This is a genomic window from Bacillus sp. FSL H8-0492 (assembly GCF_038006145.1).
GTDB lineage: Bacteria > Bacillota > Bacilli > Bacillales > Bacillaceae_G > Bacillus_A > Bacillus_A mycoides.
Window position 1 is genome coordinate 2,455,563 of the sequence record NZ_JBBOUP010000001.1, and the last position, 26,995, is coordinate 2,482,557.

The 26,995-nt window shown below is 33.8% G+C and carries 35 protein-coding genes; 28 read left to right on the forward strand and 7 right to left on the reverse strand.

Annotated elements, in window-relative coordinates:
• Nucleotides 1–15 precede the first annotated feature (15 nt).
• The 17 genes from MHH66_RS12655 to MHH66_RS12735 all read left to right on the forward strand — a co-directional run bounded on the left by MHH66_RS12655 (nucleotide 16) and on the right by MHH66_RS12735 (nucleotide 13,759).
• The gene (locus tag MHH66_RS12655; RefSeq protein WP_078185644.1) at nucleotides 16–399 is read left to right on the forward strand and encodes a gamma-glutamylcyclotransferase family protein; all 384 of its coding nucleotides are present in this window, start codon (nucleotides 16–18) and stop codon (nucleotides 397–399) included.
• 182 nt (nucleotides 400–581) lie between these two features.
• The gene (locus tag MHH66_RS12660) at nucleotides 582–1,325 is read left to right on the forward strand and encodes a class I SAM-dependent methyltransferase (RefSeq protein ID WP_078185643.1); all 744 of its coding nucleotides are present in this window, start codon (nucleotides 582–584) and stop codon (nucleotides 1,323–1,325) included.
• Nucleotides 1,326–1,442: 117 nt separating this feature from the next.
• Nucleotides 1,443–3,518: a HelD family protein gene (locus tag MHH66_RS12665; RefSeq protein ID WP_078185642.1), complete on the forward strand. Its 2,076-nt coding sequence runs from the start codon at nucleotides 1,443–1,445 to the stop codon at nucleotides 3,516–3,518.
• Between the two features lie 265 nt (nucleotides 3,519–3,783).
• Nucleotides 3,784–4,131: a PadR family transcriptional regulator gene (locus tag MHH66_RS12670; protein ID WP_002085093.1), complete on the forward strand. Its 348-nt coding sequence runs from the start codon at nucleotides 3,784–3,786 to the stop codon at nucleotides 4,129–4,131.
• Nucleotides 4,118–5,125 carry an HAAS signaling domain-containing protein gene (locus MHH66_RS12675; protein ID WP_002168222.1) on the forward strand — a complete coding sequence of 336 codons (1,008 nt, stop codon included), beginning with the start codon at nucleotides 4,118–4,120 and terminating at the stop codon, nucleotides 5,123–5,125. The genes MHH66_RS12670 and MHH66_RS12675 overlap by 14 nt, the downstream gene beginning before the upstream one ends.
• 74 nt (nucleotides 5,126–5,199) lie before the next feature.
• The gene (locus MHH66_RS12680; RefSeq protein WP_078185641.1) at nucleotides 5,200–5,712 is read left to right on the forward strand and encodes a GNAT family N-acetyltransferase; all 513 of its coding nucleotides are present in this window, start codon (nucleotides 5,200–5,202) and stop codon (nucleotides 5,710–5,712) included.
• Nucleotides 5,713–5,897: 185 nt separating this feature from the next.
• On the forward strand, nucleotides 5,898–6,674 hold the full coding sequence (locus MHH66_RS12685; RefSeq protein WP_078185640.1) for a serine hydrolase: 777 nt from the start codon (nucleotides 5,898–5,900) through the stop codon (nucleotides 6,672–6,674).
• A complete protein-coding gene (locus MHH66_RS12690; protein WP_078185639.1) occupies nucleotides 6,671–7,042 on the forward strand; it encodes a hypothetical protein in 372 nt (123 codons plus the stop codon). Before MHH66_RS12685 ends, MHH66_RS12690 begins: the two co-directional genes overlap by 4 nt.
• A 32-nt stretch (nucleotides 7,043–7,074) precedes the next feature.
• Complete coding sequence (locus MHH66_RS12695) at nucleotides 7,075–7,491, forward strand: GNAT family N-acetyltransferase (protein ID WP_078185638.1); 417 nt, start codon at nucleotides 7,075–7,077, stop codon at nucleotides 7,489–7,491.
• A gap of 33 nt (nucleotides 7,492–7,524) precedes the next feature.
• A complete protein-coding gene (locus MHH66_RS12700; protein WP_078185637.1) occupies nucleotides 7,525–7,929 on the forward strand; it encodes a GNAT family N-acetyltransferase in 405 nt (134 codons plus the stop codon).
• Nucleotides 7,930–7,944: 15 nt separating this feature from the next.
• Nucleotides 7,945–8,298, forward strand: a complete 354-nt coding sequence (locus MHH66_RS12705) for an MmcQ/YjbR family DNA-binding protein (RefSeq protein WP_078185636.1) — start codon at nucleotides 7,945–7,947, stop codon at nucleotides 8,296–8,298.
• Nucleotides 8,299–8,390: 92 nt separating this feature from the next.
• Nucleotides 8,391–8,777, forward strand: a complete 387-nt coding sequence (locus MHH66_RS12710) for a ribosomal maturation YjgA family protein (protein WP_078185635.1) — start codon at nucleotides 8,391–8,393, stop codon at nucleotides 8,775–8,777.
• A gap of 21 nt (nucleotides 8,778–8,798) precedes the next feature.
• Nucleotides 8,799–9,317: a DNA topology modulation protein gene (locus tag MHH66_RS12715; protein ID WP_078185634.1), complete on the forward strand. Its 519-nt coding sequence runs from the start codon at nucleotides 8,799–8,801 to the stop codon at nucleotides 9,315–9,317.
• A gap of 32 nt (nucleotides 9,318–9,349) precedes the next feature.
• Entirely contained in the window at nucleotides 9,350–10,027 is a 678-nt protein-coding gene (locus tag MHH66_RS12720) for a formylglycine-generating enzyme family protein (protein WP_078185633.1), read from the forward strand.
• A gap of 92 nt (nucleotides 10,028–10,119) precedes the next feature.
• Nucleotides 10,120–11,316, forward strand: a complete 1,197-nt coding sequence (locus MHH66_RS12725) for a macrolide family glycosyltransferase (RefSeq protein WP_078185632.1) — start codon at nucleotides 10,120–10,122, stop codon at nucleotides 11,314–11,316.
• A 76-nt stretch (nucleotides 11,317–11,392) separates the two neighbouring features.
• Nucleotides 11,393–11,953 carry a phosphatase gene (locus tag MHH66_RS12730; RefSeq protein WP_078185649.1) on the forward strand — a complete coding sequence of 187 codons (561 nt, stop codon included), beginning with the start codon at nucleotides 11,393–11,395 and terminating at the stop codon, nucleotides 11,951–11,953.
• Nucleotides 11,954–12,391: 438 nt separating this feature from the next.
• A complete protein-coding gene (locus MHH66_RS12735; RefSeq protein ID WP_078185631.1) occupies nucleotides 12,392–13,759 on the forward strand; it encodes a lytic polysaccharide monooxygenase in 1,368 nt (455 codons plus the stop codon).
• Between the two features lie 212 nt (nucleotides 13,760–13,971).
• Here MHH66_RS12735 and MHH66_RS12740 read toward each other — a convergent pair whose 3' ends face one another.
• The 3 genes from MHH66_RS12740 to MHH66_RS12750 all read right to left on the reverse strand — a co-directional run bounded on the left by MHH66_RS12740 (nucleotide 13,972) and on the right by MHH66_RS12750 (nucleotide 15,499).
• The gene (locus tag MHH66_RS12740) at nucleotides 13,972–14,406 is read right to left on the reverse strand and encodes a GNAT family N-acetyltransferase (protein WP_078185630.1); all 435 of its coding nucleotides are present in this window, start codon (nucleotides 14,404–14,406) and stop codon (nucleotides 13,972–13,974) included.
• Between the two features lie 105 nt (nucleotides 14,407–14,511).
• Nucleotides 14,512–15,174, reverse strand: coding sequence for a ribose 5-phosphate isomerase A (gene rpiA, locus MHH66_RS12745; RefSeq protein WP_078185629.1), 663 nt, complete (start codon nucleotides 15,172–15,174; stop codon nucleotides 14,512–14,514).
• 4 nt (nucleotides 15,175–15,178) lie between these two features.
• Nucleotides 15,179–15,499: a 2Fe-2S iron-sulfur cluster-binding protein gene (locus tag MHH66_RS12750; RefSeq protein ID WP_078185628.1), complete on the reverse strand. Its 321-nt coding sequence runs from the start codon at nucleotides 15,497–15,499 to the stop codon at nucleotides 15,179–15,181.
• A gap of 143 nt (nucleotides 15,500–15,642) precedes the next feature.
• Here MHH66_RS12750 and MHH66_RS12755 point away from each other — a divergent pair, with 143 nt between their 5' ends.
• Together MHH66_RS12755 and clpP are read left to right on the forward strand one after the other, a co-directional pair.
• Nucleotides 15,643–16,329, forward strand: a complete 687-nt coding sequence (locus MHH66_RS12755) for an RNA polymerase subunit sigma-70 (protein WP_063219106.1) — start codon at nucleotides 15,643–15,645, stop codon at nucleotides 16,327–16,329.
• Between the two features lie 20 nt (nucleotides 16,330–16,349).
• Nucleotides 16,350–16,931: an ATP-dependent Clp endopeptidase proteolytic subunit ClpP gene (gene clpP, locus MHH66_RS12760; protein WP_002136712.1), complete on the forward strand. Its 582-nt coding sequence runs from the start codon at nucleotides 16,350–16,352 to the stop codon at nucleotides 16,929–16,931.
• A 53-nt stretch (nucleotides 16,932–16,984) separates the two neighbouring features.
• Here clpP and MHH66_RS12765 read toward each other — a convergent pair whose 3' ends face one another.
• Nucleotides 16,985–17,842: a glycine betaine ABC transporter substrate-binding protein gene (locus tag MHH66_RS12765; RefSeq protein ID WP_063219105.1), complete on the reverse strand. Its 858-nt coding sequence runs from the start codon at nucleotides 17,840–17,842 to the stop codon at nucleotides 16,985–16,987.
• A 173-nt stretch (nucleotides 17,843–18,015) separates the two neighbouring features.
• On the opposite strand from MHH66_RS12765, the gene MHH66_RS12770 reads away from it, so the two are divergent.
• Both MHH66_RS12770 and MHH66_RS12775 read left to right on the forward strand, forming a co-directional pair.
• Nucleotides 18,016–19,221 (forward strand): quaternary amine ABC transporter ATP-binding protein, encoded by a 1,206-nt coding sequence (locus MHH66_RS12770; RefSeq protein ID WP_000370622.1) that lies wholly within the window; start codon nucleotides 18,016–18,018, stop codon nucleotides 19,219–19,221.
• Nucleotides 19,214–20,050, forward strand: coding sequence for an ABC transporter permease (locus MHH66_RS12775; protein ID WP_002127727.1), 837 nt, complete (start codon nucleotides 19,214–19,216; stop codon nucleotides 20,048–20,050). Before MHH66_RS12770 ends, MHH66_RS12775 begins: the two co-directional genes overlap by 8 nt.
• A gap of 48 nt (nucleotides 20,051–20,098) precedes the next feature.
• Here the strand turns inward: MHH66_RS12775 and MHH66_RS12780 are convergent, their stop codons facing one another.
• Nucleotides 20,099–20,335 (reverse strand): hypothetical protein, encoded by a 237-nt coding sequence (locus MHH66_RS12780; RefSeq protein ID WP_002085127.1) that lies wholly within the window; start codon nucleotides 20,333–20,335, stop codon nucleotides 20,099–20,101.
• A gap of 215 nt (nucleotides 20,336–20,550) precedes the next feature.
• Here MHH66_RS12780 and MHH66_RS12785 point away from each other — a divergent pair, with 215 nt between their 5' ends.
• The 5 genes from MHH66_RS12785 to MHH66_RS12805 all read left to right on the forward strand — a co-directional run bounded on the left by MHH66_RS12785 (nucleotide 20,551) and on the right by MHH66_RS12805 (nucleotide 23,070).
• Complete coding sequence (locus tag MHH66_RS12785) at nucleotides 20,551–20,724, forward strand: hypothetical protein (protein ID WP_002127725.1); 174 nt, start codon at nucleotides 20,551–20,553, stop codon at nucleotides 20,722–20,724.
• 104 nt (nucleotides 20,725–20,828) lie between these two features.
• A complete protein-coding gene (locus MHH66_RS12790) occupies nucleotides 20,829–21,320 on the forward strand; it encodes an HIT family protein (RefSeq protein ID WP_078185648.1) in 492 nt (163 codons plus the stop codon).
• Nucleotides 21,304–22,140: a PP2C family serine/threonine-protein phosphatase gene (locus MHH66_RS12795; RefSeq protein ID WP_078185627.1), complete on the forward strand. Its 837-nt coding sequence runs from the start codon at nucleotides 21,304–21,306 to the stop codon at nucleotides 22,138–22,140. The genes MHH66_RS12790 and MHH66_RS12795 overlap by 17 nt, the downstream gene beginning before the upstream one ends.
• 63 nt (nucleotides 22,141–22,203) lie before the next feature.
• Nucleotides 22,204–22,521, forward strand: coding sequence for a DUF4181 domain-containing protein (locus tag MHH66_RS12800; protein WP_078185626.1), 318 nt, complete (start codon nucleotides 22,204–22,206; stop codon nucleotides 22,519–22,521).
• Between the two features lie 165 nt (nucleotides 22,522–22,686).
• The gene (locus MHH66_RS12805) at nucleotides 22,687–23,070 is read left to right on the forward strand and encodes a DUF4181 domain-containing protein (RefSeq protein ID WP_078185625.1); all 384 of its coding nucleotides are present in this window, start codon (nucleotides 22,687–22,689) and stop codon (nucleotides 23,068–23,070) included.
• A 108-nt stretch (nucleotides 23,071–23,178) separates the two neighbouring features.
• Here the strand turns inward: MHH66_RS12805 and MHH66_RS12810 are convergent, their stop codons facing one another.
• Both MHH66_RS12810 and MHH66_RS12815 read right to left on the reverse strand, forming a co-directional pair.
• Nucleotides 23,179–23,688: a GrpB family protein gene (locus tag MHH66_RS12810; RefSeq protein ID WP_063219101.1), complete on the reverse strand. Its 510-nt coding sequence runs from the start codon at nucleotides 23,686–23,688 to the stop codon at nucleotides 23,179–23,181.
• 39 nt (nucleotides 23,689–23,727) lie between these two features.
• Nucleotides 23,728–24,573 (reverse strand): oxidoreductase, encoded by an 846-nt coding sequence (locus MHH66_RS12815; RefSeq protein ID WP_207553942.1) that lies wholly within the window; start codon nucleotides 24,571–24,573, stop codon nucleotides 23,728–23,730.
• Between the two features lie 136 nt (nucleotides 24,574–24,709).
• Between MHH66_RS12815 and MHH66_RS12820 the strand changes: the two genes are divergently transcribed.
• Nucleotides 24,710–25,669, forward strand: a complete 960-nt coding sequence (locus MHH66_RS12820) for a helix-turn-helix domain-containing protein (RefSeq protein ID WP_078185623.1) — start codon at nucleotides 24,710–24,712, stop codon at nucleotides 25,667–25,669.
• A gap of 123 nt (nucleotides 25,670–25,792) precedes the next feature.
• Nucleotides 25,793–26,989, forward strand: a complete 1,197-nt coding sequence (locus tag MHH66_RS12825) for an MFS transporter (RefSeq protein WP_078185622.1) — start codon at nucleotides 25,793–25,795, stop codon at nucleotides 26,987–26,989.
• The last annotated feature ends 6 nt before the right edge of the window (nucleotides 26,990–26,995 follow it).

Below are 26,995 nucleotides of genomic sequence, written 5' to 3' on the forward strand. Positions count from 1 at the left end.
AGGGGATAGGGATTTATGCATCACGTTTTCGTGTATGGCACGTTAAGAAAAGAGCAAACGAATGCTCATATTATGCAAGGTGTAATATGCATCGCAGACGAAGCATGGACGTATGGTAAATTATTTGATACATACGAAGGGTATCCTGCGATGATTTGTTCAAATGGGGAAAAGGTATACGGAGAAGTTTATGAAGTAAATGATGATGTTCTGCAAAAGTTAGATGAACTTGAAGAATACACAGGTAATGCAGAGAGTGATTTATATGACCGAATCACCGAAACGATTTATTTAGGTGATAGAGAAATACGTGCATTTGTGTATATTGCTCAAGATAAAGAGATGCTAAAGAAAGTTATCATTTCTGGTGATTGGGTGGAGTATCAACAAGGAAAATAAAAGCAGCTATAGAGCAGATAGTGGAATCGACCATTATCTGCTTTTTATATTGGTACTTTCGAAATTCCTATTATTTTGATAAATTGTAAATATAGAGAAATAAGAATGGTTTTTTTTCATGGGTGTCAGAAATTTAGTTTCTCACCTGTAGCAGAAAAATCTAGTGCAGGAGGAGAATAATAATGAACGAATTAAATGTGAAGGAATTTTACCAAAAACAATTCGAACTGTCGAATTACGATATCAATACAGAAAGCTGGTTAGAGCAGGTTGCTAAAGAAGTTCAAGAACAAGTTGGTCATCCATTTCAAACGATGTTAGAACTTGGTGCGGGAAATGGTGGATTTGCACGAGCGATGTCTAAGTTACGTGTGAGAATGACAACTGTTGAACTTGTATCAGAGCTGGTTTCCTTTGCAAAAGAACATTCTAGTAGTGATATTGCCATTCATTGTGGAGATTTTTATCAAATTAACTTTGAAGAAAAATTTGATGTGGTTAGTTATTTAGATGGATTTGGTGTAGGAACAAATGATGAGCAATTGTTTCTACTAAAACGGATTAAAGATTGGATGAAGGAAGATGGATGTGCACTTATTGATATTTATCAACCTTTGTATTGGAAAAAGGTAAGTGGACAAGAAATGCCATTAAGTTCAGCGATGCGAAAATATGAATATGATAGTATAAATAAAAGAATGTTAGATCATTGGTGGAATCCTAATTGTCCAAAGGATGTAGTAACACAGTCTTTACGATGTTATACGGTAGATGAGATTAGCAATCTATGTGCTGAAGCTGGTTTAAGTATTATGGGATTCTTCCCTGGGGGAGCATATGATTTTGAAAAACGAAAATATAAAGAATTGGCAACATTAAATGAATGTTTGGCATATCGAATTAAAGTAAGGAAGAGTAGGGATTAATCTCTACTCTTTTTTAATTTAGAAAATTCTTACTAAAGCTATTGACTTTATGAATGGATTTTTAATACAATGATATTTCGACTGAAAAAATTGGAACGGACAGGAGGGAATCATCAAATGAACAACATTTTTGACGAAGAGTTACAAAAAATGAAAGATACTTTAAGTACGATGGATGATCAATTAGAACAGCTTGAAAAAATCCCGGTTTATTATGGAGAAGATTTTAAAGAGCAAATTCTTGAAAGTATGAGGGAGTCTAATAGACAAAGCTTACGTATTGGTGTACATGAGCCGTATTTTGGAAGATTAGACTTTCAGGAGGATGGCAAGGAAGACGTAATGCCGATTTACATCGGTAAAGTAGGTGTTTCAGATAAAGATACGATGAAACCAATTGTAATTGATTGGCGTGCACCTGTCGCAAGTATGTTTTATTCATTTACCGGTGGTGAAGAATTAGCATTTTATCATTCACCAGACGGATTAGTAGAAGGCGATGTTTATTTAAAACGAAACATTTCGATTCGAAAGAGAGAACTAGAACGTGTTGTTGATACATATGTGAAAGGAAATGAAGATGTCTCACATGCTGATGATTTTCTTCTATATCGATTAGGTGAGAATAAAGATAATAAATTGAAAGATATCGTTTCGACTATACAATCGGAGCAAAATGATATTATTCGTGCGGAAAGAAACTTACCGTTATTAATTCAAGGGGTTGCAGGGAGCGGAAAAACAACAATCGCTTTACATCGCCTTGCTTTTTTAATTTATGAATATCGTGAACAACTTGAAGCGGAGAGAATGATCGTATTCGCTCCAAACAGTTTGTTTTTAGACTATATTTCAAGTGTACTTCCTGAGTTAGGGGTAGGAAATATTAGTCAAACAACGTTTCCAGATTGGGTATTACGTACGTTAGATGGTTCGGTGAAACTGAAGCAGACAGAAGAAAAATTGAAAGAAGCTTTCTCAATTAATCGCGATGAAAAAAAGGTTATGCTAGGTAAATTGAAAGGCACGCTGGAATTTAAGTCGTTTATTGAAGAAAGAATGATTCAATTTGAAAAAGATTTAGTGCCAACAAAAGATTTTGAGGCATGGGATAAAGCTGTTATTCCAGTGGAAGACGTTAAGAAATGGATGCAGGTTGAATATAAACACTATCCATTAAAGAAAAGAAGAGAACGTTTAGTCGGCCGTATGAAGCGCTGGATTGAAATTGAGCTTAAAAAGTTTGGAGAAACAAACGAGAAAAAATTACTAAAAAAAGAAGCGACAAAGAGATTGAACACATATATGAATTTTTGGCCGAAAATGAGCCCGCTTTCACTATATAATTCAATGATAAAGAGTAAAGAAATACTCGAAGTATTACCTGAAGAACTTGTTCAAGAAACAGAAAAGAATTGTCGTAAAAAAGAAGTGTATGTAGAAGACTTACCAGCTTTAATTTACATACAACATCGCATAACAGGAATTGAAATTGGACAAAAGTTCCATCACGTCGTTATTGATGAAGCGCAAGATTTCTCGCCATTCCAAGTATATGTATTAAAAGAAATTACACTAGGTAATTCTTTCACTATATTAGGTGATTTATCTCAAGCAATTTATGATTATCAAGGAATTGAAGACTGGGGTGCTTTTAAGGAAGTATTCCAAGAAACAGGTTATTATGAATTGACGAGAAGTTATCGTTCTACAAAAGAAATTATTGAATTCGCGAATGAAATAATTAAAAATGCAGAGATTCCAGTGGGACTCGCAACTCCAGTTTTCCGTAGCGGTGAAGACGTGAAAGTAATTTCGGCAGAGGACCAATTTACTGAAGTTTTAAAGACATTACAGCATTTGCAAACTGAAGATGTGAAAACAATCGCGGTAATTGGAAGAACAGACGATGAATGCCGTGATATATATGAGAAGTTAACAAATGCAGGGTTGACTGTTAATGTCATTGAAGCAGATCAAAGCAAATATGAAGGTGGTATTTCGGTAGTACCCGTATATTTGGCGAAAGGTTTAGAATTTGATGCCGTACTTCTAATCGACGTTGATGAGGAACATTACAAAAATACAAAACATGATGCGAAATTATTGTATGTCGGATGTACGAGATCGCTTCATGATTTATGGATTTTCCATAGTGGGGAAGCGTCGCCATTAATTAAGGGATTAAAATAAATAAAAAAGAGGATTTTCTAGTAATAAACAGAAAATCCTCTTTTTTTCTATTTCTTAAAGAAAAGGGAGATTTTTTATTACCAGAGGGACAAAGTTAAGAGTGTTATAGGTATTTAAGTTAGCTAGAAAAGTACAAATCATATCGTTTGTGCTTTTTATTGTCTATTTTTTTGAAAAATCATTGTTTTTGTCACACTAATACTGTACGATACATAGTATAAAACACATACTGTATGACATATAGTAATGGAAATGAGGTGGGTGAATGGATACTTTATTAAATTCATTAATTACTGAGCTAAGGAGAGGGACATTGACATTAGCGGTTTTAAGTCAACTAAGAACGCCGCAATATGGATATTCGCTTGTCCAATTATTGGAGCAATCAGGAATCATGATAGATCAAAGTACTTTATATCCACTACTTCGCCGATTAGAAAAGCAGGAGCTAGTGACGAGTAGTTGGGATAAAACGGAGAGTAGACCTCGTAAGTATTATGTTTTAAGTGAATATGGATTAGAGATATTTTTACAATTGAAAAAGGAATGGATAAAGGATTCAAAAGAACTTTATAACTTATTAAAGGAGGAGGACGAGAATGAGTTTGATTGATATGTACGTCCAAGAAGTTGCGAAGAGATTACCTGAAAAAAATCGTGAAGATATTACGCTTGAGCTACGGTCGACAATAGAGGATATGTTATCAGACGATTATAATGAAGATGATGTGAAGAGCGTTCTCGAAAAATTGGGGAGCCCGGTTTCATTGGCTAATGGGTATTTGGATAGACCGATGCATTTAATTGGACCACGCTATTTTGATGTATATACGACGCTATTAAAAATGATTATACCAATTGCAGCTGTTATCGCACTCATTGCAATGATTGCAGAAAATTTTATAGGCTATACTGGTGATCAAGCAGTATTAAATGTTATTTTACAATTGATAGGTAAAGGCATTGGGGAAATTGTCGAAGTAGGCCTCCATGTATTTTTCTGGTTGACACTTGTATTTGCTATTTTAGAAAGAACAGATAAAGACAAAGGTACCCAACCGTTGACGACAAGTTTAAAAAAATGGACTCCTGATGATTTGAAAAATATCTCGTATGTTCCAAAGAAAAAGTCAATCTCAAAGTTTGAAGTTTTTGGAGGTTTGATGTGGACGGCAATATGGGCTACATTTTATTTTTATGCAAATCACCTTGTTGGTGTATATGAAGGTACTGAAAATGGCCTGAAATTTGTAGTGCCAACGTTTAATCAAGATGTTTTACTTCAATACTGGCCAATCGTTGTGGTTATGATCGTTTTCGAAGTAGCTATATCTCTTTATAAGTTAGTACAGGGACAATGGACGACAAGATTGGCAATTGGAAATACAATTCTTCAAATAACCGGAACAATAGTATTCATTATAATTGTAGTAAATCCTCATTTATTTAACGAAGGATTCATTACGTATGTGGCAAATGTGTTTACTATTTCTCTAGAGGAATTTAAAACGTGGTTAATCGGTGGAGGTATTCTCATTTACATTTTATCTGCTGCATTAAATATATTTGATGGTTTCCGAAAAGCTAGTGTTCGTATGTGGAAATAAAATGGAAATTTCGGTAAAATAAAATTATTAAAAAGATAGCGAAAGAAGATTAACATTATGAAAGGAAGAAAACGATGATCAGGGAAGCAACTAAAAGAGATGTAGCATATATTTTAGATATTTATAATGATGCAATACTTTATACAACAGCTGTATATGCGTACAAACCTGTAACCCTTGAAAATAGAATAGATTGGTATGAACAAAAAAAGGCTGATGGCTATCCAATTTTAGTCTACGAGCTAGATAATAAAGTAGTAGGATTTGCGACATTTGGCCCCTTTAGGGCATGGCCTGCCTATAAATATTCAGTTGAACATTCTGTGTATGTTGATAAGGAATATAGAAAAAATGGAATTGGGTCCTCTTTAATGGAAGAATTAATTACAATTGCAAAAGAAAGAGAATATATGACCTTAATTGCTGGAATTGATGCGGAAAATGAAAAAAGCATTGCAATGCATAAAAACTTCGGATTTGTTTATTCGGGAGCAATAAAAAAGGCTGGTTATAAGTTCAATGGATGGCTAGATTTAGCTTTTTATCAATTGGAGCTTAATGGTCCTAAAAATCCTACTGAAGAATAGCTGTATCTATTACTGTAAAAAATAATTTTAAAAGGAAATTGTATATACTTCAAAAGATAGTATGAAGAAATCTCATGCTATCTTTTTCTTATTGTATTCATGATTATCATTTAACAAAAAAGGATTCTTATATTCTATATCGAATTTTGAGAAGATGATAAAACGATATAAGAAGAGGGATGAATATGCAGGCTGTCATTAGAAAAATAAAAGAAATACAAATTGGTCAAGTTGGAATACTTGTTTATTCAACAAAGAATGGAAATATAGTTGCTACCCATAACAATGAGCTATACGTTCCTTTAGCATCAGCAGCAAAAATGGCAATCGGATTTGCAGTAGCGAGGATGGTAAAGGACAAACAAATTAATTGGAATGATACACTTCATCACATTAAGTTTAATCCAAATGAGGATAGTGTGCAGTTATATCCTCATTTACAAGGAAGAACTACATTAACACTTAGTAAAGCGGTTGAAGTAATGATAGCTTGCCACGACAGTTATATTGCTCACTCGGTTGTAATGCACTGCGGAGGATGGGAAACTGTCAGAGAAAATGTTTTAACGTACTTTTCAAAGATTCATATACAGGAAAAACCTAGAGATGAGCAAAATGTCGGAGAGTTAAATCAAGTTCTTTCACTTTTAGTACATATTTTTCAAGGATATAAATCAGAACCAGAATTATGGGAACCCATTATTAATGGAATGGTAAGGCAACAAGGTGATTATGAAGGAATACCGTATTATCATTTAGCGCATGTGACAGGTGGTTTATCCACCGCTACAATAAATATTGGTATAATAGGGATGTTTCATGAATTTCCGTTTCTTTATGTAATTGGGGGAAGAGATTTACCTAATCGATTTGATAATAAACAAGTTGATGAAACCGTTATAGAAGCTTTGAGGTACGTGTACAAAGAATATAGTAAAAGTATATTAGGGGTGAGTGATTGAAACGAAACTTAAAGACTTCAACAATCATTATTTTAATCATTACGATTATTGCTCTTGAAGTTGGAATAGCGCTATACGATCGCAATTTGTCATTAGATACTATTTACTTTGCAGCGATTCTCATTTGTATTGTATTGCTTTTTGGCACACGTGTTTCTGAAGAGAAAGAAAGTACATCGAAACAGAGACGAAGAAAAACAGCTCTTATATTTTGGCCATCTATTTTATTATCAATCGCTAGTTTTGCAGTTATAAGTTATGTAAGAATAGGCTATGTCTCTGTACCAGGAATAATTGGTTTTTCATGCTTTGTTACATATGGTGGATTTGTATTCATCAGTATATTAAAGAGAAGAAATAAAAATTAAATATAGCTTACTAAGTTGAAAGGAAGAAATATATGAAACGCATAGAGAACGGTACACGCACTGAAGGAGAATACATTAAAAATAAATTAATTCAATATAACATATCTGTGCTGTCAGATGAAGTAAAACAGCCGATGGAACAAGTAAGCTTCGTAGTGAAAGATGAAGATGGAAAAATCTTTGGCGGGGTAACAGGAACAATGTATTTTTATCATCTTCATATAGATTTTTTATGGGTTGATGAATCTGTTCGTCATGATGGTTATGGTAGTCAATTGTTACATAAAATAGAAGGAATTGCGTTGGAAAAAGGATGTAGACTCATTTTACTAGATTCATTTAGTTTCCAAGCACCAGATTTTTATAAAAAGCACGGATACCGAGAATATGGTGTTGTTGAAGATCATCCTAAAGGGCATAGTCAACACTTTTTAGAAAAGAGATTATAATAATATTATGTATACTGGTTGAGGGGAGAAAAAATGTACACGTATAAATTACAACATGAACAACCAATCTGTGTAGAAAAAATAAAGAAACTTTACGATTCTGTAGGTTGGTGGCCAGAAAGAAAAGAAGTCGATATTCAAAAAATGTTAAAGAATAGTATAGCAATTGGAGTATGGGAAGAAAATGAATTAATTGGATTTGCTAGAGTTGTTACTGACGGTGTTTTTCGGGCGTATATTGAAGATGTTGTCGTACATGAGAGTGTAAGAAACAAGGGAATTGGTGAGAAGATGCTTACAGTGTTACTTCAAGAGGTATCCCATATTGATATTGTTAGTCTATTTTGCGGAGAGAAACTAATAAAGTTCTATGGTGAACAGCAATTTAAAGCGACGAAGCAAATTGTGATGCATCGTAATCAAATAGTGAAAGAATAAGAGGTGCCAATTAGAATGAATGCAACAAGAGCATATTGTTTATCGAAAAGAAAAGCGACAGAAGATTCTCCAGATGGCTGGAGTGCAACATGTATGAGGTTAAATAATAAAATATTTGCGATAGTGAATCATGAAGAAGATGAAAAAGCTGCGATTACATTAAAATGTGATCCAGAACTCTCTTTACGAATAAGAGAAGATTACCCAGAAACAATAATTCCTGGATATCATATGAATAAAAAGCATTGGAATACAGTGTACATACATAAGGATGTAGGACAAGAACAAATCAATAAGATGATAGATTGGTCATATGATTTAGTATTACAATCGTTTTCAAAGAAAAAGCAACAAGAGTTATTGGATTAAATACAAAGTGAAGTCGACTATAAATAGCTAGTAAAATGATTATATTTTACTAGCTATTTGCAGTTTCACATTATATATTAGGGGATTTTGAAATGAATACGAAACGAAATAGATTACTATATGCGGTGTTTACTATAGTTGTTATTATTTTAGGTCTTAGTTCAAGAAAGTTTGCTTTTGCGTTACCAGATTTGTTAAATGATTACTTAGGTGATGCTTTATGGGCATTAATGATTTTCGTTGGATTCGGATTTTTGTTTCCTAAAATAGAAACGAGGAAATTAGCTTTTATTAGTTTAATATTTTGCTACGGGATTGAAATTAGTCAATTGTACCATGCGGAATGGATAGATAGCATTCGAGCAACGACTTTAGGTGGACTCGTATTAGGTTACGGATTTTTATGGAGTGATTTAGTGGCTTACACAATTGGTGTTGGAGTAGGAATGCTTGGTGAGTTTGTGCTACGGAAGAAATAAAAGATGTAAAAAGGGGTATTTATGAAAAAAATAATATTAATAGGTTCTGGTGGTTCAGGAAAATCTACATTAGCAAAACAGTTAGGGAATAAATTAAATATTAAGGTGCATCATCTTGATGCACTATTTTGGAAATCAAATTGGGAGGGTGTACCGAAAGAGGAGCAAAGAACGGTTCAAAATGAATTAGTTAAAGGGGAAAAGTGGATTATTGATGGGAATTATGGCGGGACAATGGCCATAAGAATTAACGCAGCTGATACAATTATCTTTCTTGATATTCATAGAACAATTTGTGTTTATCGTGCTTTTAAAAGAATTGTGCAATATCGGAATAAAACAAGACCGGATATGGGTGCTGGATGTGAAGAAAGATTTGACTTGCAATTTTTCAAATGGATATGGGAATATCCTAAAACGAAACGACCTTCAATTTTAAAGAGGCTAAATCAATTGAGTAAGGATAAAGATATTATTATTTTAAAATCTTCAAATGAAGTAAGACTATTTTTAGAGAAGAACGATACCATAAATAGTTAGATTATAAAAAGAAGTAACATGGGGGGATAGGATTGAATAGATTCATTGGCCCGGTTGATTCTAATATGGTGAAAATCCCAGCAGGAAAAGTAGAATTAAGAGATGATCGAATAAAAAAAGAATGGCAAGTTCAAATAAAACCATTTCTTCTTGCAAAGTATGTTGTAACAGCGGAATTATATTACGCAATTACGAATCGTGCACTAAATGGTAATGAAAATGGTAATAAACCTGTTGTAAATATTTCATGGCATGAGGCAATTTCTTTTTGTAATTTACTGTCTAAAATAGCAGGGTTTACAGAGTATTATTCTATACAAGATGATGGGAAAAAGGTTAGTTGTAACTTACATTCAAACGGCTACCGATTACCTTATGAGGCAGAGTGGCAATATGCATGTAAAGCAGGGACTACTGGGTATACATATGGAGAACTTGATAAGATAGCTTGGTATAATAAAAACTCGGATGGGAAAATTCATGAGGTCGGTAAAAAAGAACCGAATGCATGGGGAGTATACGATATGTTAGGGAACGTTTGGGAATGGTGTTATGATTTGTATGATGAAAAGGTATATGGATCGTACCGGATTTTCCGAGGCGGTAGCTGGGCTGAAGAAGCGAGAGGTTGCGGTGCCACTTGTCGCCGTCGTAGTCATCCTACATTTCATATAGATGATCTCGGTTTTAGGCTTGCTAGGTCAATTTAGCAGGAAAATGATACATATAACACCGTAAAGAGTATGGAAAGTATCCATACTCTTTACAACATAGAAATTTTAAAATTTAAGGAGTGTTTTGAATGGCACGTGTTTTATTCATTAACGCTGGATCAGAAGGACATATAAATCCAACATTACATGTTGTAGAAGAACTGATTTCTCGCGGTGAAGAGGTCGTTTATTTTTCAATAGAAGCTTTCAGGGAGCATATTGAGAAGACAGGTGCTACTGTACGAACGATTGATGATCAAAAATTTATACAAGCATTTCTTTCCGGTGGTCGAAATTATTTACCAGAAAGAATAAATGGTCTTTTACATACAGCAGATGTTATTATACCGAGTGTTCTTGAACAAATTGAAGGAGAACATTTTGATTATATTATTCATGATTCGATGTTTGGCTGTGGTCGCTTAATTGCCCAAATTCTTAATCTTCCAGCCATAAATTCATGCACATCTTTTGCACAAGATGAAAAATCATTTAAACAAATGTTAGACCATCTTTCTAAAAATATCCCACGGGAAGTTCAGGATAGAATACATAATGATTTTGAAAACTTAGCTAATGGAATTACAGAAAAATATGGTGTTGATATAAACTCACCGTATGAAGTTTTCTGTAATCCAGCTTCACTTACTATTGTGTATACAATTAAGGAGTTCCAACCTTTTGGGGATACATTTAATGAAACATTCAAATTTGTGGGTCCATCTATCTCTACACAAGTGAAAAATGAAGGTTTTGATTACACTTCAATTGAAGAAAAAAGCCTGATTTACATTTCATTAGGTACTGTTTTTAATGAAGCGCTTGATTTTTATAAACTTTGTATGAAGGCGTTCGAGAATAGTAAGCATACAATTGTTATGTCTATTGGCAACAAAACGGAAATAAGTGATTTAGGTAATATCCCTAAAAACTTCATTGTGAAAAACTATGTACCACAAACTGAACTTCTCAAATATACGAAACTATTTATTACACACGGCGGTATGAACAGTACGCATGAAGGGATATATAACGGTGTTCCACTCGTTGTAATTCCGCAAAGTGCAGATCAGCCAGTAATCGCAAAGCAAGTGGAGAGTCTCGGGGCAGGAGTTAAATTGCAAATGCAGGGATTAACTGCGGATCAACTAAGTGAAAGTGTAGAAATAGTATTAAATAATTCGTCATGTAAAGAAGCTACTTTGAATTTGAAGGAGTCTCTCCGAAAATCAGGTGGGTATAAGCAAGCAGTTGATGAAATTTTTAAATTTACAGGCTGTTATTAAAACTATACATGTGAAAGGGTGTCTATATTAAATGATATAGACACTTTTATGTTATATGAAGCGAGGAATTGATGAAATGGAAAGAATGAAAATACTAGATGTAAATTTTTCTGACATGACAGCTACACCATTTTTTCAAGTGGAGGCGAAAAATAGAATTAGATTCGATATAGAATTATTTGAGGGTAATTTGAGAGGGTTAAGAGGGATTTTGACTGAACTTTTTAAAAATCCTGATACAATTGATGTTTCATTTATTTCTGGTTACATAACATATGGTAAAAGTAAGAGAATAAATGAGAAAACAAAAATTGGAAGGTTCATGAAGATTAAGAATTGGGCAGAAACGAAAGTAGACGTTGATGATCTTGAAAGTACAATCATATTTACTACGATTAAAGGTGTACATGAAGATGAAGTATATAAGTATTGCAAGTATGTCGTTAATGGTGGTCAGCAAGCGTATATTTCTTTTTATAACGATACTTATTTATTGTATATAAGTACAGACGTTATTGACATTGTTTCACCAGATACAAGTTTAATAGAAAAGTTAAAACTTCAATACAGTGAAGAATATGATAAGTTTTATGAAACTATATTGACGGATTCGGAAATGTTTACAAGTGATAAGTAATTTCAAAGTATTGATAGAAAGATATATGGAAAATGGAGATGGCACGTTGTTTTAAAATAATGTGATCTCACATTGCCATGCGTTTTAAGTTAACGATGAAGGGTTTCAAGACGACTTGGTGCAATTCATCCATATATATACCTAAAATTTTTCATTACAAGTACTACAATTTCTATTGCTCACTTTTACTTTATAAATTTAGGATGTAGTTTTACGTGTTAGTAGTAATTTCACTGTTTCTGCACAACTTCTGCACACGTTTAGGTGATTTCTATGTCATGATATATTCAGTAAGTGAAATATATCACAAGAAATGAAATGTTTCTTTACGACGGTGTATGCATATTTACGCATACACGAAATAAGATTGACTCTTGTTATTCTTTTACATCAAAGCCCACATTACACTACGAAGTATAACAAGAAGGGGACAGGAACATGAATAATCGATTTTTAAAACAACTACAAAACTTGAAAATGAACAAAAAAAGTATGGGAGCTGTTGCATTAACAGCTGGAATTATCAGCACGACACTTATTCCTCAAAATGCATACGCGCACGGCTTTGTTGAAAAGCCTGGTAGCCGTTCCGCTTTATGTAGTCCGACGTATGGTGCTCTAAATGTAAACTGCGGAAGTGTTATGTATGAACCACAAAGTTTAGAAGCTCCAAAAGGATTCCCACAAGGTGGCCCAGTTGATGGGCAAATCGCTTCTGCAGGTGGAAAATTTGGCGGTATTTTAGATCAACAAACAGCAAATCGTTGGTTTAAAAATACAATCACTGGTGGGGAAAATACATTTACTTGGAAGTATACAGCACCTCACTTAACAAGCAAATGGCACTACTATATTACAAAAAAAGGATGGAATCCAAATAAAACACTAACAAGAGCAGACTTTGAGCCAATTGGCACTGTACAACATGATGGTTCTGCAGCTTCAAATAATTTAACTCATAAAATCAATGTACCTACTGACCGTAGTGGATATCATGTGATTTTAGCTGTATGGGATGTAGCTGATACAGCAAATGCGTTCTATAATGTAATTGATGTGAATCTCATCAATAATGTGAAACCAGACACAGAAGCGCCAAGTATTCCAAATGGAATTCAGGCGCAAAAAGTAACAGCGAATAGTATAGAACTAACATGGAACGTTTCTACGGATAATGTAGGAGTAAAAGGGTACCAAATCTTCCGTAACGGAGAGATGATTGACACAGTACCAGGCACTTATTTTATTGATAAGAAATTACAACCAAGCACAGAATACACTTATACTGTAAAAGCAATTGACGCAGCTGGCAATGTATCGAAAGAAAGTACAGCGCTTACAGTGAAAACAACAGTTGAAGCTCCTGATACAGAAGCACCAACACAACCAAAAGGATTACATAGCATGGGAACAACAGCGTCAAGTGTGGATCTAATGTGGAGCCCATCTGATGATAACGTTGGAGTAGACTATTACGATATTTATAGAGAAATAGAAGGAACAATGAAAAAAATTGCAACATCCAATACGACTTCTTATATGGATAAAAATTTACTCGCTAATACTACTTATAAATATGCAGTGAAAGCAGTGGATGTAGTTGGAAATGAATCCGTACAAAGTGATACGTTCACAATTACTACAAAAACTGAAAGCGCTTCATATGAAGCGTGGGATGCAAAGAAAGCATATAAAAAGGGAGATAGAGTTTTACACGAGGGAAAAGTGTATGAAGCAGTCCAGAATTATGAAGGACATGGGGATCCAAACTGGATTTTTGCTTTATCCTTATGGAAAACAGTGTAAGCTTTACCTCAAAATGAAATGAAAGATGATGGGCTTTGATGCAAAAAAAGGAAGTTTGAGAGTTAACTTTTCTGCTTATAAAAAAGACGACGTATTCAGCGTCGTCTTTTTGTATTAATCTAGAATATTCATCGAAGAGACTTTCAAACGAATAAGCTACAGAAAGGTTACTATACGAATACATAATGTAGAATCATATAGTAACCTTTCTATTATGATAACACTTTCGTCATAAGAATATGTGGAATTCCATCTTCCATAAATACGTCGGAAGAAGTTTGATAGCCTAATTTTTCATAAAACCCTTCAGCTTGTGTTTGACCGTGTAGTTTAACTTTGTTTGCTTCTTTGTTACGAGCAATCTCTTCTAACTTTTGAATGATTACTTTGCCTAATCCGCATTTGCGATAGTCTTTTAAAATACAAATTCTTTCTAGTTTACCCATTCCGTCAACGAATCGTATACGGCCAGTTCCTACAGGAAGTTCATTATAATAAACTAATATATGTTTGCATGCCTCGTCAATTTGGTCATATGTATCGAATTCATCCTCAAGAGGTACACCTTGTTCTTTTACGAATACTTCTTTTCGAATGTAAAAGGCAGTTTCTAAATCAGTAAGTTCTGTTATGAGTTTGGATTGCAAATTGTTCAGCCCTTTCTAGTGTGATATGAATGTGTTTTCATAGTATATCATACTGTAATGCTATAAAAGAAAAAACTGACTTGCAAAAGTCAGCCTTTAAAATGCTTAATATTCTTTTATACCGTTTTTTGTTCCGATGATCGCTTTGCTCTTCATATTGATAAATAATCCTGTTTCAACTACACCGGTAATCATCTTTAACTCTGTATGTGTATCATTTGGATTCAATATTTTGTTTGGAAAAATACAATCAATAATTAAATTGCCGTTATCAGTTATAAATGGTCCGCTATCTTTCATACGTAAACGTGTTTCGCATCCTAAAGATTGAATTCTCTTTTCAGTTTGCTTCCAAGAGAAGGAGATGATTTCAATAGGAAGTGGAAAGGTACCTAAATGTGAAACGAGTTTGGATTCATCTGCAATAATAATAAGTTCTTTAGAGGAGGTGGCAACAATCTTTTCGCGAAGTAATGCACCACCGCCACCTTTTATTAATTGTAAATCATTATTGATTTCATCTGCTCCATCAATTGTGAGATCAAGTATATCAATTTCATTTAAAGAGATTAGCGGAATAGATAATTGTTTTGCTAATACTTCAGTTTCTTTTGATGTCGGTACAGCTTGAATAGATAACCCTTCTTGTACACGGTGACCTAATTTTTGTATCGTCCAATATACGGTTGAACCCGTACCAAGTCCAATCGTCATACCATCTCTTACAAAGCCAGCAGCATATTCGCCTGCAAGCTGTTTTAAATTCATCATTTTACTCCGCCGGGCGTGATCCAGCATCTAAACCGGAATTTTCAACTGTAAGTATAGGGCGAACGGTAATATCTTTATGTACACGCATTTGGCACGATAATCGTAAGTGGTCTTCAATTCCTTTTTCCGTAATAGCTTGTTTTTCATCTTTTGTCGCCTCACAAAAATCACCTGCAATAACTTCAACTCTACAAGTTGTACATCTTGCTTTGCCACCGCAACGATGAAGAATGTGTACACCGTTATCTTCAAGTGCTAAGACTAATTTCGTTCCTTCTTTAATATCAAAAGTTCCGGTACCTTCAACTGTTAATTTTGGCAAATTGATTCCTCCTCATGTAAAATGCTATATAACATATTTATGACCCGTATTCATGAACATAAACATAAAATTAATTATAAGCCCCGTAACTTTTTTATTTGTTCAATCGTTTATTAAGTAAGCGCTGAAAAGGAGTGGTTATTTTGTGCACAAAAGTAACTCAGGTTTTAAAGGATCATATCGATATGAATCATTCAAATATAAATTTTTTAAGTACACATTATGCAGAGGTAAAAAGATACTGTACGTTTTTGACGAAAAACAAATGGGATGGGGAAGACCTTGCCCAAGAAGCAATTTGCAAAGTTCTTCAAAAGTATAGTGAGAAGGAAATTTGTATAACGCTTCTGTATAAAATTGCTCGAAATCAATGGTTAGATCAAATGAAATCAAAATCCGTTCAAGAAAAGTTAGAACAGCAAAATACATTTGAAGAACCACATGGAAAAATTGCAGATTTGCATGAAATGGTAGGGAAAGTATTGTCTTCGTTAAATGTGCAACAATCCGTAATTTTATTATTGAAGGATGTTTTTCAGTATAGTATCGCGGATATTGCAAAAATATGCTCTGTATCAGAAGGGGCAGTGAAAGCATCTTTATTTAGGAGTAGAAATAGGCTGAAAACTGTAAATGAAGAAGGCATTGAAATAGTGGAGTACACGGATGATGTTGAAATCGTTGTAACTTCTATTCGAGAAGAAAGACCTGAATTGTTGACGAAACTTCTCCCGACAATAGATTTCACTAAGTTACCATCAATACAACCAGTGTTATTCTTCAGTATGAAACAATCTTCTTCTTACAGTTGTATGCTTAATGCGGCATAAAACAGATGGAGGGATTTATAATGAGTGTAATTCCTTACGTAATAGAACAAACGAAATTAGGAGAACGCTCCTATGATATATATTCAAGATTATTAAAAGACCGAATTATTATGATTGGTTCAGAAATTAACGATCAAGTTGCAAGCAGTGTAGTAGCACAATTATTGTTTTTAGAAGCGGAAGATGCAGAAAAAGATATATTCCTGTATATCAATAGTCCGGGTGGTTCAACGACAGCGGGATTTGCAATATTAGATACGATGAACCTTATTAAACCAGATGTGCAAACACTTTGTATGGGCTTTGCGGCATCATTTGGTGCGCTTTTACTATTAGCTGGCGCAAAAGGAAAAAGATTTGCGCTCCCTAACAGTGAAATCATGATTCATCAACCGCTCGGCGGTGTAAAAGGGCAAGCAACGGAGATTGAAATTACAGCAAAAAGAATATTAAAGTTAAAACATGATATTAACAAAATTATATCTGATCGAACAGGGCAACCAGTAGAAAAGGTAGCTCATGATACAGAAAGAGATTATTTTATGACGGCAGTAGAAGCGAAGGAATATGGAATTGTTGATGCAGTTATTGAGAAAAAATAACGTAAAACAGGCTAGAGAATATACTAAATTCTCTAGCCTGTTTTTGTCATTCTTTATTCTTTTATCCATTCATCAACTAAAGCTTGATTCTTTTTTATCCATTTTCGAGCAGCTTCTTCTGGATCTTTCGTTTTATTTAACATGACCATTAACGTACCAAGTTGTTCATCGTTCATTTTCCATTGATCAAAGTATTTCACAATATCCGGATGAGCTTTTTCGAAACCTTTACGAACGGAGTAATAAATGTCATCTTTTTCACCATATACTTTCTTAGGGTCTTTTAAATATTTTAAGTCAAATTCTGAAAAGCCCCAATGAGGATTCCAAAGCGTAACAGCGATTGGTTTCTTTTTCGTATATGCCTTCTTTAGTTCGCTCATCATCGCAGCTTCTGAAGATTGGACAAGTTTTAGTTTTATATCATATTCCTTCATTGCTTTATTCGTTAAATTCATTAGGCTACTACCAGGTTCAATCCCAACAATTTTATTATCTAGCTCATCTTTATGTGCATTTAAATCTTCAATACTGTTAACGTTTTTCACATAAGAAGGGACGACTAAACCAAGCCCAGTACCTTCATACCATTTTGATTTTAAGACGAAGTCATCTTTGTAACGGGCATTTAATGGTTTATCCGTAACAGGAAGCCATACTTCTAGATTCGCATCAACATCACCACGTGCGACGCCAGTCCATATCGCAGCTTTTTCTAAATACATGAGTTCAACTTTATAGCCTTTTTCTTCTAATAAAACTTTCCACATATTTGCGGTTGCGATATTTTCTTTCCAACTTGTTACACCAAGTTTAATTTTTCCTTTCGAATTTGCATTTGTTGCATTACAAGAAGTGAAAATCATACTAATAAATAGTAACAGACTTATAATCCATATTTTTTTTCGCATTCAAAACCTCCTGTGAAGCTTTTGCTTTTTATAAATTAATCTATAAGTGAACCTTCTTATTATGAACGGAAACAAGAATTTTTAAAGAAATCTTATATATGTCATTTTTATGTAATATTTCTCTGTAAAATCGCAACACTATGTAAATAGATGGGTAGAAAAGGAGTAGTGACATGGATAATACAAAGGTACGTGTTGAAAATGTAACAAAAGTCTTTGGGAAACATCCGCAACGAGCGCTTACCTTATTAAAAGAAGGAAAAAGCAAATCCGAAATTTTAAAAGAGACAGGAATGAACGTTGGTGTGAAAAAGGCAACGTTTGAAGTATACACCGGAGAAATTTTCGTTATTATGGGTTTATCCGGTAGCGGGAAATCAACGCTAGTTCGAATGCTAAATCAATTAATCAAACCGACAGCCGGGCATATATACATAGATGGTGAAGACATCGCAACGATGGGAAAAGAAGAATTGCGAAGAGTAAGAAGGACGAAAATGAGTATGGTTTTTCAGAAGTTTGCTTTATTTCCACATCGCACGGTAATACAAAACGTTGCGTACGGGTTAGAAATTCAAGGAGTTCCAGTAGAGGAACGAGAAAATAAGGCGTTAGAATCGCTACAGTTAGTAGGACTCGATCATCATAAAGATAATTACCCTAGTCAACTTAGTGGTGGTATGCAGCAGCGTGTTGGAATTGCAAGGGCACTAACGAATAATCCAGATGTATTACTAATGGACGAGTCATTTAGTGCATTAGATCCACTAATTCGAAAAGAAATGCAAGATGAATTGTTAGAGTTACAAGATAAAATGGAAAAAACAATTATTTTTATTACACATGATTTAGATGAAGCTCTTCGAATTGGTGATCGTATCGCATTAATGAAAGATGGAGAAATTGTCCAAATTGGAACACCGGAAGAAATTATGATGAGCCCTGCAAATGAATTTGTAGAGAAATTCGTTGCGGATGTGAATTTAGGAAAAGTAATTACGGCAGAATCTATTTTAAAAAGACCAGAAACGTTATTAATCGATCGTGGGCCGCGTGTAGCTTTACAAATTATGAGGAATGCAGGTGTTTCTACGGTATATGTTGTAAACAAAAAGTATGAATTTCTAGGTATATTAACTGCGGATGATGCAAGTAAAGCAGTACAAAAACAGTGGCCGATTGCTGATTTATTACTTAACGATATTCCGCACGTGTATTTAGATACTTTACTTGAAGAAACGTATGCAAAAATGGCGGAGATGAAATATCCGTTACCCGTAATTGATGAGAAGAAAAGGTTAAGAGGAATTATTAAACGTGAAAGTGTCATTCAAGCTCTTGCAGGTAACATTGAGGAAGAGGTGAAAGACGATGAATAATATTCCGCGCATTCCATTAGGCGAATGGGTCGATTCATTTGTTGCAAGTTTATATGAGCACTTTGAAGGCTTGTTCCGAGGATTCTCCTATATTATCGGTGGATTTGTTGATTTACTCACTAATTTTTTAACAATAATACCAGCCATAGTGATGATTATCATCTTATGTTTCCTCATTTGGTACACAACGAGGAAATTATCTTTAGTCATTTTTACGCTCATCGGATTATTATTTATTTTAAATATTAACTACTGGGCACAAACGATGCAAACATTAGCGCTCGTACTTACGTCAGTTATTATTTCAATTATTATCGGAATTCCCATTGGCATTTTAGCATCTCAAAATGAACGTTTCTCAAAATTTTTAAAACCGACATTAGATTTTATGCAAACAATGCCGGCATTCGTCTATCTCATTCCCGCGATAACATTTTTTGGAGTAGGCGTCGTACCAGGCATTATTGCTTCCGTTATTTTTGCTATGCCACCGACAATCAGATTTACAGACTTAGGAATTAGACAAGTTCCAGAAGATTTAATTGAAGCTGCGAATGCGTTTGGCTCTACCGCATCACAAAAATTATTTAAAGTACAATTACCGCTCGCAACCGGAACGATCATGGCTGGCGTGAATCAAAGTATTATGCTTTCGTTATCAATGGTTGTAACAGCTTCACTTGTAGGAGCGCCAGGACTTGGCGTCGATGTATATCGCTCTGTAACACAAGTAAATATCGGAATGGGATTTGAAGCTGGACTAGCTATCGTCGTGATTGCGATTATATTAGACCGAATTACGCAAGGGTTTTATACAAAAAGAAAATAATTCAAAAAACACACTTTATACTACAAAGTGTGTTTTTTTGAATTCGAATTACATCCGAACAATAACAGAACCTCCAGCTGGTGCACAAACTTGGTTTTGCTGTTGTTCCATTGATTTTATTAATTGATTATTTTCTTCGATTAATGAGATTAATTTAGCTAATTGGCTTTCAAGGCTTGCGATGCGCTGCATCATGTATTGCGAATCATAATGCAGTGTATTCCTTACTGGATGGGGGGAGTAAGCATATTGTTGATTTATATTTGGATTCCAATGAGGATACATTTGAATCGTTCCTCCTTCAATAAATTACTGATCTTTCTTATAGTAAATGCCTATGTATATGTAATGGTGACTTAAAAATTCTTTCAAACGAAGAGGATTATGTAGGGGGAATGGAAAAGTAATAAAGTACATTTTTTGGAAATTTTCAAGCGGAATAGCAAATATATTAGTAGACAGCAAAGTTCATGTAAATGGATATTATATGGGGAGAAATTATGAGAGGAGATGCTATTTTGGCTAATAATAAAAAAAGAAATGATGCTATGACAATTGGTGTCGCTATAGGTGTTGTAATCGGTGTAATTCCTGGTGTATTTACTGATAATATAGCAATCGGAATAGCGATTGGGATTGCAGTTGGAATGGGGATTACGCTTTTGAAGAAATAATGAGTTGTAAATTATTTTAATGTGAAAATTCTCATTTCAAGAGATTGAATTTTCGGAATATAAAACCTATTCTTCCTTTTTTTATGATATTATATATGCAAAGGATGGTGATGGATATGCCAATAAACAATCAAGCAGAACAAAACTGCTTCATTTGTGAAAAACATAAAGGGAACATTACAGTTCCAGGTGGAGCTATTTACGAAGATGAACTCATTTACGTTGGACATGTCCATTGGGATGCAGAAGAAACATATCTTGGTTATGTAATGATTGATATAAAGAGACATGTACCTGGTCTCGCTGAATTAACTGAAGATGAGGCAAAGGCATTCGGACTGATAACAAGTAGAGTAAGTAAAGCGCTTAAAGAAAGCAAAGGTGCAGAACATATTTACAGTTTCGTTTCAGGTAATGGTGTACCACATTTGCATATGCACATTATTCCGCGTTATCCAAATACACCAAAAGAGTTTTGGTCACCGACTGAAGTAGCAAATTGGACTGGTGCACCACATGGAGATTCAGAGAAAATTAAAAAACTATGCGAAAGAATACGAAAGTATATGGTAAATGAGTATGCATACAACAAATAATGCACAATATTCATGGGTTGGAAGTAGGGAAATGTGTTTAGACGAAGCTTCAGTCAAGCAATATGGTGATATCTTACTTGGTAAATACGGTGGGAATATAAGTGCCGGAGCAAAAAAGAATGAAGACGGTGCATTAGTTTGGTCGAATGGTGATTGGGAATTTACCGTTATATTAGACGGACATAATAGTGCAGAAAGTGTTGATTTAGTAGTAAGTACGATTCAAGCAGAATATGAAAATATAAAAGTAATTATGAATGAACTGATTGAAACAGTATTTCGATCTGTTGAAAATCATATACTTACAATTTTTCAATCCTCCTCATTTAAAGAAAAGTGCAAAAGAGTAAAAGGTGAAACAGCTTGCTTAATATGTGTAAGAAAAGAAAATTACATATGGTGGCTATCTATTGGTGATTGCCTAGTTTATGTATTTCATGATGAATTACATAAATTAGGACAATATACATTAAACCAACGTCAATTTTATGAATGGATTGGTAATGTAAACACGTTTGATTTACCCGTTCCATGTTATTCTTCAGGAATTCGTGAACTACGTACTGGAAAGAATCGAATTGTAATGGTGACAGATGGGGTATTAGAATGCGGGGAACGCCGTTATGAAATGCCATTAAACCTATACAGTGATATGAATAAAAATAATATAGAGCTTAAAGAAAATGTTCACAATATTTTAGAACACGTTCATCATCAATTAGGACGAGATAGTGCGACCATTATTAGTTGGGATTATGAAAATGATGCATATGCTACGTATCCGAGTGATCAGCCGGAGAAAATTAAAGTGAAAAAATAAAAAGGAGAGGGTTTTCTGTCAGTTACAAAAATATCCTTATTAATTTTATGGGTGCTATCTTTATTGGTTTTTGAAAGAATAGCGAGAAGACAGTTAAATATACCGAAACAAAAAGGATGGAATAACCAATATGTGAATGATACACATAAATGGGGAAATAGAATTATTATTTCCTCTTATATAGTTGTTATTGCTATAAGCACTTTTCTTCCAAATCGTATATATATGGGCTATGTACCTCTTTTGTTTTTTATTACGTTATATGGATTTCAATCATATATGGAGTGGAAATATGATAAGGAATCGCGGGAGTTTTTGATTTCATTATTAGGAGTTGCAGCATTAATAATAACAGGGTTCATACTATATTTCTTCTTTTAATATAGTATAAATTTAAAGGAAGAGGGAGAGAAGAAATGAAAACCCCTTTCTTACGTGCAGAATCGATCATTTTTAATGAAGATCATTCAAGAATACTCGTTCAATAACCGTTAATATAGTCCACTTTATTTTAAACAATTCAATGAAGTAATAGGAGGAATGATATTGAGAACCTATACATTTTGGATTATAATTTTTGGTTTTTGTATAGCGGGCTACTTTTTGGATCGATTTTTAAGAAAAAAATTGAATATGCCAAAGAGCGGGTTTTGGGGATATAATAAATATGTAAATAGCTTACATAAAAAATTGGAAATAGGACTGCTTTTTGTTTATTTAATAATTAGTTTTATTTACATATTTAAATTCGAAAGCACTAATATTTGGTTTATCATTTTCACTTATTTAGGGGTTACGTGGATCCTAAGGACATGGATGGAATGGAAGTATGATAGAGAATCGAAAGAATATATTTTTTCGATAATTGGATTATTTGCATTTATTTTTATGACTTCGATGCTATTTTACTTCGTTCCACCTGCTGCATAATAAAATGATTATTGATGGTACAAATAATGAGATAACTAATTAATAAGAAACCATTCATCTATACATGAATGGTTTCTTATTATGTGTACGAAGTTCGGTCTTCGCAATTTAATCATTTATTTTAGCCAATATGGATTTAATGAAATTTGTTTTATCCTCTGCATATTTATGCTTATCATTTGGGTTAGCTGTTGAAAGTTGAATTTTTAACTGTTCATACTGCATACGAGAAGTTTTATTGTCTATTAAGTAATCTCTGAATTTTAATTGTTCTATTAAATATGGATTCCCTTGCTCATACATATGAATTTGATGAGTTCTTGGCTCACCTTTATTGAAATAATACCTTTCGGGTAATACATCTTTTCTATATTTATAATTTAATTGTTCTAGGTTTGTAATACATTTTATATCATTTGCAAAGTCATTTAATTCGATTGCAATATCAATAATAGGTTTTGCACTTAAATGTGGAATGGAAGTACTTCCAATATGGTGTATTGCTAAAATATGTTCGCCAATTTGTTCCTCGATTAATTGTTTCTCTTTTAAAAACTCAAATTCCCATTCTTCGGTCCACGGAACTAAAAACACTTTACCATATGGTAAGCCTAGCATTTGATTAACGCCTCCTTCGTAAATACTATTTAAAGAAAGTTACATCTTCTTAAAGCTCCTCAATACAAGAAACTCCCACAATCTCCAAGGAAGAACCTTCTTCGCAAAGATCATAAATTTTACACCTTTCCCAATTGGGTATCGTAATGTAGTACGCCTTGCTTCAGCAATTTCTACGATTTTATTTGCAACATCCATCGGATTACCAAGTGTATCGTTGCCATTGTTTATGTGCTTTTGTATTTTATCCATATATTCTTTGTAAGGAGAGGTTGTATCAGATTGGTTTTCAGCTAATTGTTTACCAACTTCCCATATGTTCGTGTTATAAGAACCTGGTTCAAGTAAGGCAACGTCTATTCCGAAAGGTTTTACTTCTAAGCGAAGGGATTCACTCCAGCCTTCTAATGCATATTTTGAAGAAACGTAAGGGGATAAACCAGGGAATCCGACTTGGCCGCTAATGCTGCTAATATTAATGATTTTTCCGCTTTTCTGTTCTCTCATATATGGTAAGGCAAGCTGAGTGATTGATATAGCTCCAAAAAGGTTCGTTTCAAATTGTTTACGGTATTCCTCTACTGGAATTTCTTCTACAAAGCCCCCAGTTGCATATCCTGCATTATTAATGAGAATGTCTACTCTGTTTATTTCTTTTAAAAATAATTGGAAGTTATGTATAGAACCTTGATCTGTTACATCTAATTGTTGAACTTTTATATTTTGTTGTAAGTCGAGTTTAGTAGCTTGAGATATTAAGTCTATTTGTTTCTCAAGATTGCGCATTGTAGCAATGACAAAATAGTCTTTTTTCGCAAGTTCAAGTGTCGTTAAAAGTCCGAATCCACTTGATGCTCCTGTAATAATCGCGATTTTTTTATTCATTGTTCGCTCGCTTTCTTTTTCTTTTATCATAACGAGTTATAAAGAGAAAATCTATTTATTGTATAAAGATATTTGATATAATTGAAAGTAATTATCAATTAAATTTTGATTTTTACATAAAAGGAGTGTGGGTTTCATGGAGACTAATGGTTTTCATGATATTTTTCATAAATATTTTTATGGTTTACAAGTTGTAGAGAAAAGACATATGAATGTTCCAAAAACAATAGGTATGGGTGAAATACGAAGATGGACTTCATTTTCAGGTATGGAAATTGTGTTATCAAATTATCAATTTCATAATAACCATCGCATCCAGTTTGCATCTGATGCAGCAATGGTAGAGCTTAATTTTTGTTTACAAGGGTTCGGAGGAGTGCAAGTTGGTCATTCTTCGTATGAATTAATGACTGGAAATAGCTATTTATATTTTATGAATGATTTTGATGTAGTATTTGAATATGAAAAAGAAACGCCTCTATATTCATTAGCGATTGGGATTCCTGTACAATTGTTTAATCATTTCATGATGAATAATGCTATTGAAAAAAGTCTTGATTTTCATTCTATATTAGGAAATCAATCTTTTAAAAAGTTTCAAAATCCAATTGACTCTATAACATCTAGTCTTATTAAGAGAATGATAGAGCATCCCCAAAAGGATCGTATTAGTCAACTAGAATTAGAAAGTAAAGCGCTCGAATTGCTTTCTATACATTTTGGGAGAGTGTTGCTTAATGATTGTGACGCAAATAAAAGGAGTCAATTATCAAAACAGGATTTGAATAAAATAAAACAGGCTGAAGAAATTTTACTTCAACGAATGGAATCACCCCCATCATTATTAGAATTAGCTAAAATAGTAGAGTTAAATGATTATAAATTAAAAATTGGGTTTAAAGAATTATTTGGGATGTCCACATTTGCATATTTACGAGAAAAGCGTATGGAACATGCGATAGATTTACTGCGTTCGGGAAATAGTAATGTGACCGAAACGGCATTTGCAGTTGGATACAATAATGTCAGTCATTTTTCAGAGTTATTTCGTAAAAAGTATGGAATGAATCCATCAGAACTTTTACGTATTTATTAACGTAAAAAAGGAATAATCCGCTATACCGTAAATTCCTCCGTCATTTGGTAGTTGCTTTTTGTAATGGTCATTATAATTACAAACAACATCCAATTGGAAATAACTTTTTATGGAGGAATTTAAATGAAAGAACGGAATGAAAGTCATTTTTGGATATTTGTATTAACAGGAATGTTTCTTATTATAACAACGACGGGTTTTGCACGTATGGCATATGGAATTATATTACCGTTTATGCAAGAAGGACTCCATTTATCTACAGCTCAAGCAGGTATGTTAGGAACTATACTCTTTTTAGGGTATTTATTAACAGTCGGAACATCTGGAATACTTACTATCCGTTTTGGAGCAAAATCAGTTTTATTAATAGGGAGTTGGCTCATCGTTATAAGTTTAATAGGATTATCATTTGTTCCTTCAGTTTGGATAGCTGCTATTTTTATGCTATGTTCTGGAGCTGGAAGTGCTCTTGTATATACACCACTCATGTCAATAACAGTAGGATGGTTTCCAGAAAAAAGAGGAACTGCAATGGGGCTGTTATTAAGTGGTGCTGGCATAGGCATGCTATTTAGTGGAATAATCGTTCCTTATATAGTACGTACATTTCCAGAGTATAGTTGGCGTGGTTCATGGCTTTTGTTTGGCGTTATTACATGTATTGTTGTATTCGTTGCCTCAATTGTTTTGAAAAATCCAGAAGTTACTGAAGATGAGGGGGAAAAGAATAATAAGTCGTTTTTATGGAAAACGAAAGAGTTATACATCATTGCATGGATGTATTTTATTGTGGGCGTTGTTTATTTAATTCCAAATTTATATCAAACTAGTTTTATGATTAATAATGGTATTTCGGCATCAATTTCGGGAACTGTTTATGCGATTGCAGGAATGTTTTCAATCGTAGGAGCTCCTGTCTGGGGATTGATTTCGGATCGGATTGGTATAAAGAAGACGTTATGTATTGCACTTTTATTAGCTGTAATAGGTGATATGATTCCAATTATATTTGGACATACCATTGGCTTTATCATGTCGGCAATTATTTGGGGTTCCAGCCTCGGAGGTATCCTTTTATTAATTCAAGTTGCTGCTTCAAAGCAAGTATCTCCGAAATATGTCTCAATGGCAATTAGTTTTATATCCGTTTTCTATGCAGTTGGTCAAATGATTGGACCAGGACTTGCAGGATGGATTATCGGGGAAAGTGGATATACAACAGCTTATGGATTAGGTGCTTTCGGTTTCTTTATGTGCATATGTTTGGGATTAAGGCTAAAAAGAGGGGATCTGGCAAACTCAGCGTATATAGAGAAGTGAGTATTG

Bases quoted from the DNA above. Each gene is read 5' to 3' on its own strand.
- rpiA (WP_078185629.1), bottom strand. From the start codon at position 15,174: ATGAATTTAAAACAGCTTGCAGGCGAATATGCTGCTGGCTTTGTAAGA.
- MHH66_RS12685 (WP_078185640.1), top strand. From the start codon at position 5,898: ATGCAGGCTGTCATTAGAAAAATAAAAGAAATACAAATTGGTCAAGTT.
- MHH66_RS12710 (WP_078185635.1), top strand. From the start codon at position 8,391: ATGAATACGAAACGAAATAGATTACTATATGCGGTGTTTACTATAGTT.
- MHH66_RS12790 (WP_078185648.1), top strand. From the start codon at position 20,829: ATGGTGATGGATATGCCAATAAACAATCAAGCAGAACAAAACTGCTTC.
- MHH66_RS12815 (WP_207553942.1), bottom strand. From the start codon at position 24,573: ATGAATAAAAAAATCGCGATTATTACAGGAGCATCAAGTGGATTCGGA.
- MHH66_RS12715 (WP_078185634.1), top strand. From the start codon at position 8,799: ATGAAAAAAATAATATTAATAGGTTCTGGTGGTTCAGGAAAATCTACA.
- MHH66_RS12655 (WP_078185644.1), top strand. From the start codon at position 16: ATGCATCACGTTTTCGTGTATGGCACGTTAAGAAAAGAGCAAACGAAT.
- MHH66_RS12820 (WP_078185623.1), top strand. From the start codon at position 24,710: ATGGAGACTAATGGTTTTCATGATATTTTTCATAAATATTTTTATGGT.
- clpP (WP_002136712.1), top strand. From the start codon at position 16,350: ATGAGTGTAATTCCTTACGTAATAGAACAAACGAAATTAGGAGAACGC.
- MHH66_RS12725 (WP_078185632.1), top strand. From the start codon at position 10,120: ATGGCACGTGTTTTATTCATTAACGCTGGATCAGAAGGACATATAAAT.
- MHH66_RS12705 (WP_078185636.1), top strand. From the start codon at position 7,945: ATGAATGCAACAAGAGCATATTGTTTATCGAAAAGAAAAGCGACAGAA.
- MHH66_RS12780 (WP_002085127.1), bottom strand. From the start codon at position 20,335: ATGTATCCTCATTGGAATCCAAATATAAATCAACAATATGCTTACTCC.
- MHH66_RS12765 (WP_063219105.1), bottom strand. From the start codon at position 17,842: ATGCGAAAAAAAATATGGATTATAAGTCTGTTACTATTTATTAGTATG.
- MHH66_RS12735 (WP_078185631.1), top strand. From the start codon at position 12,392: ATGAATAATCGATTTTTAAAACAACTACAAAACTTGAAAATGAACAAA.
- MHH66_RS12785 (WP_002127725.1), top strand. From the start codon at position 20,551: ATGAGAGGAGATGCTATTTTGGCTAATAATAAAAAAAGAAATGATGCT.
- MHH66_RS12825 (WP_078185622.1), top strand. From the start codon at position 25,793: ATGAAAGAACGGAATGAAAGTCATTTTTGGATATTTGTATTAACAGGA.
- MHH66_RS12810 (WP_063219101.1), bottom strand. From the start codon at position 23,688: ATGCTAGGCTTACCATATGGTAAAGTGTTTTTAGTTCCGTGGACCGAA.
- MHH66_RS12660 (WP_078185643.1), top strand. From the start codon at position 582: ATGAACGAATTAAATGTGAAGGAATTTTACCAAAAACAATTCGAACTG.
- MHH66_RS12700 (WP_078185637.1), top strand. From the start codon at position 7,525: ATGTACACGTATAAATTACAACATGAACAACCAATCTGTGTAGAAAAA.
- MHH66_RS12670 (WP_002085093.1), top strand. From the start codon at position 3,784: ATGGATACTTTATTAAATTCATTAATTACTGAGCTAAGGAGAGGGACA.
- MHH66_RS12695 (WP_078185638.1), top strand. From the start codon at position 7,075: ATGAAACGCATAGAGAACGGTACACGCACTGAAGGAGAATACATTAAA.
- MHH66_RS12795 (WP_078185627.1), top strand. From the start codon at position 21,304: ATGCATACAACAAATAATGCACAATATTCATGGGTTGGAAGTAGGGAA.
- MHH66_RS12775 (WP_002127727.1), top strand. From the start codon at position 19,214: ATGAATAATATTCCGCGCATTCCATTAGGCGAATGGGTCGATTCATTT.
- MHH66_RS12665 (WP_078185642.1), top strand. From the start codon at position 1,443: ATGAACAACATTTTTGACGAAGAGTTACAAAAAATGAAAGATACTTTA.
- MHH66_RS12675 (WP_002168222.1), top strand. From the start codon at position 4,118: ATGAGTTTGATTGATATGTACGTCCAAGAAGTTGCGAAGAGATTACCT.
- MHH66_RS12680 (WP_078185641.1), top strand. From the start codon at position 5,200: ATGATCAGGGAAGCAACTAAAAGAGATGTAGCATATATTTTAGATATT.
- MHH66_RS12730 (WP_078185649.1), top strand. From the start codon at position 11,393: ATGGAAAGAATGAAAATACTAGATGTAAATTTTTCTGACATGACAGCT.
- MHH66_RS12770 (WP_000370622.1), top strand. From the start codon at position 18,016: ATGGATAATACAAAGGTACGTGTTGAAAATGTAACAAAAGTCTTTGGG.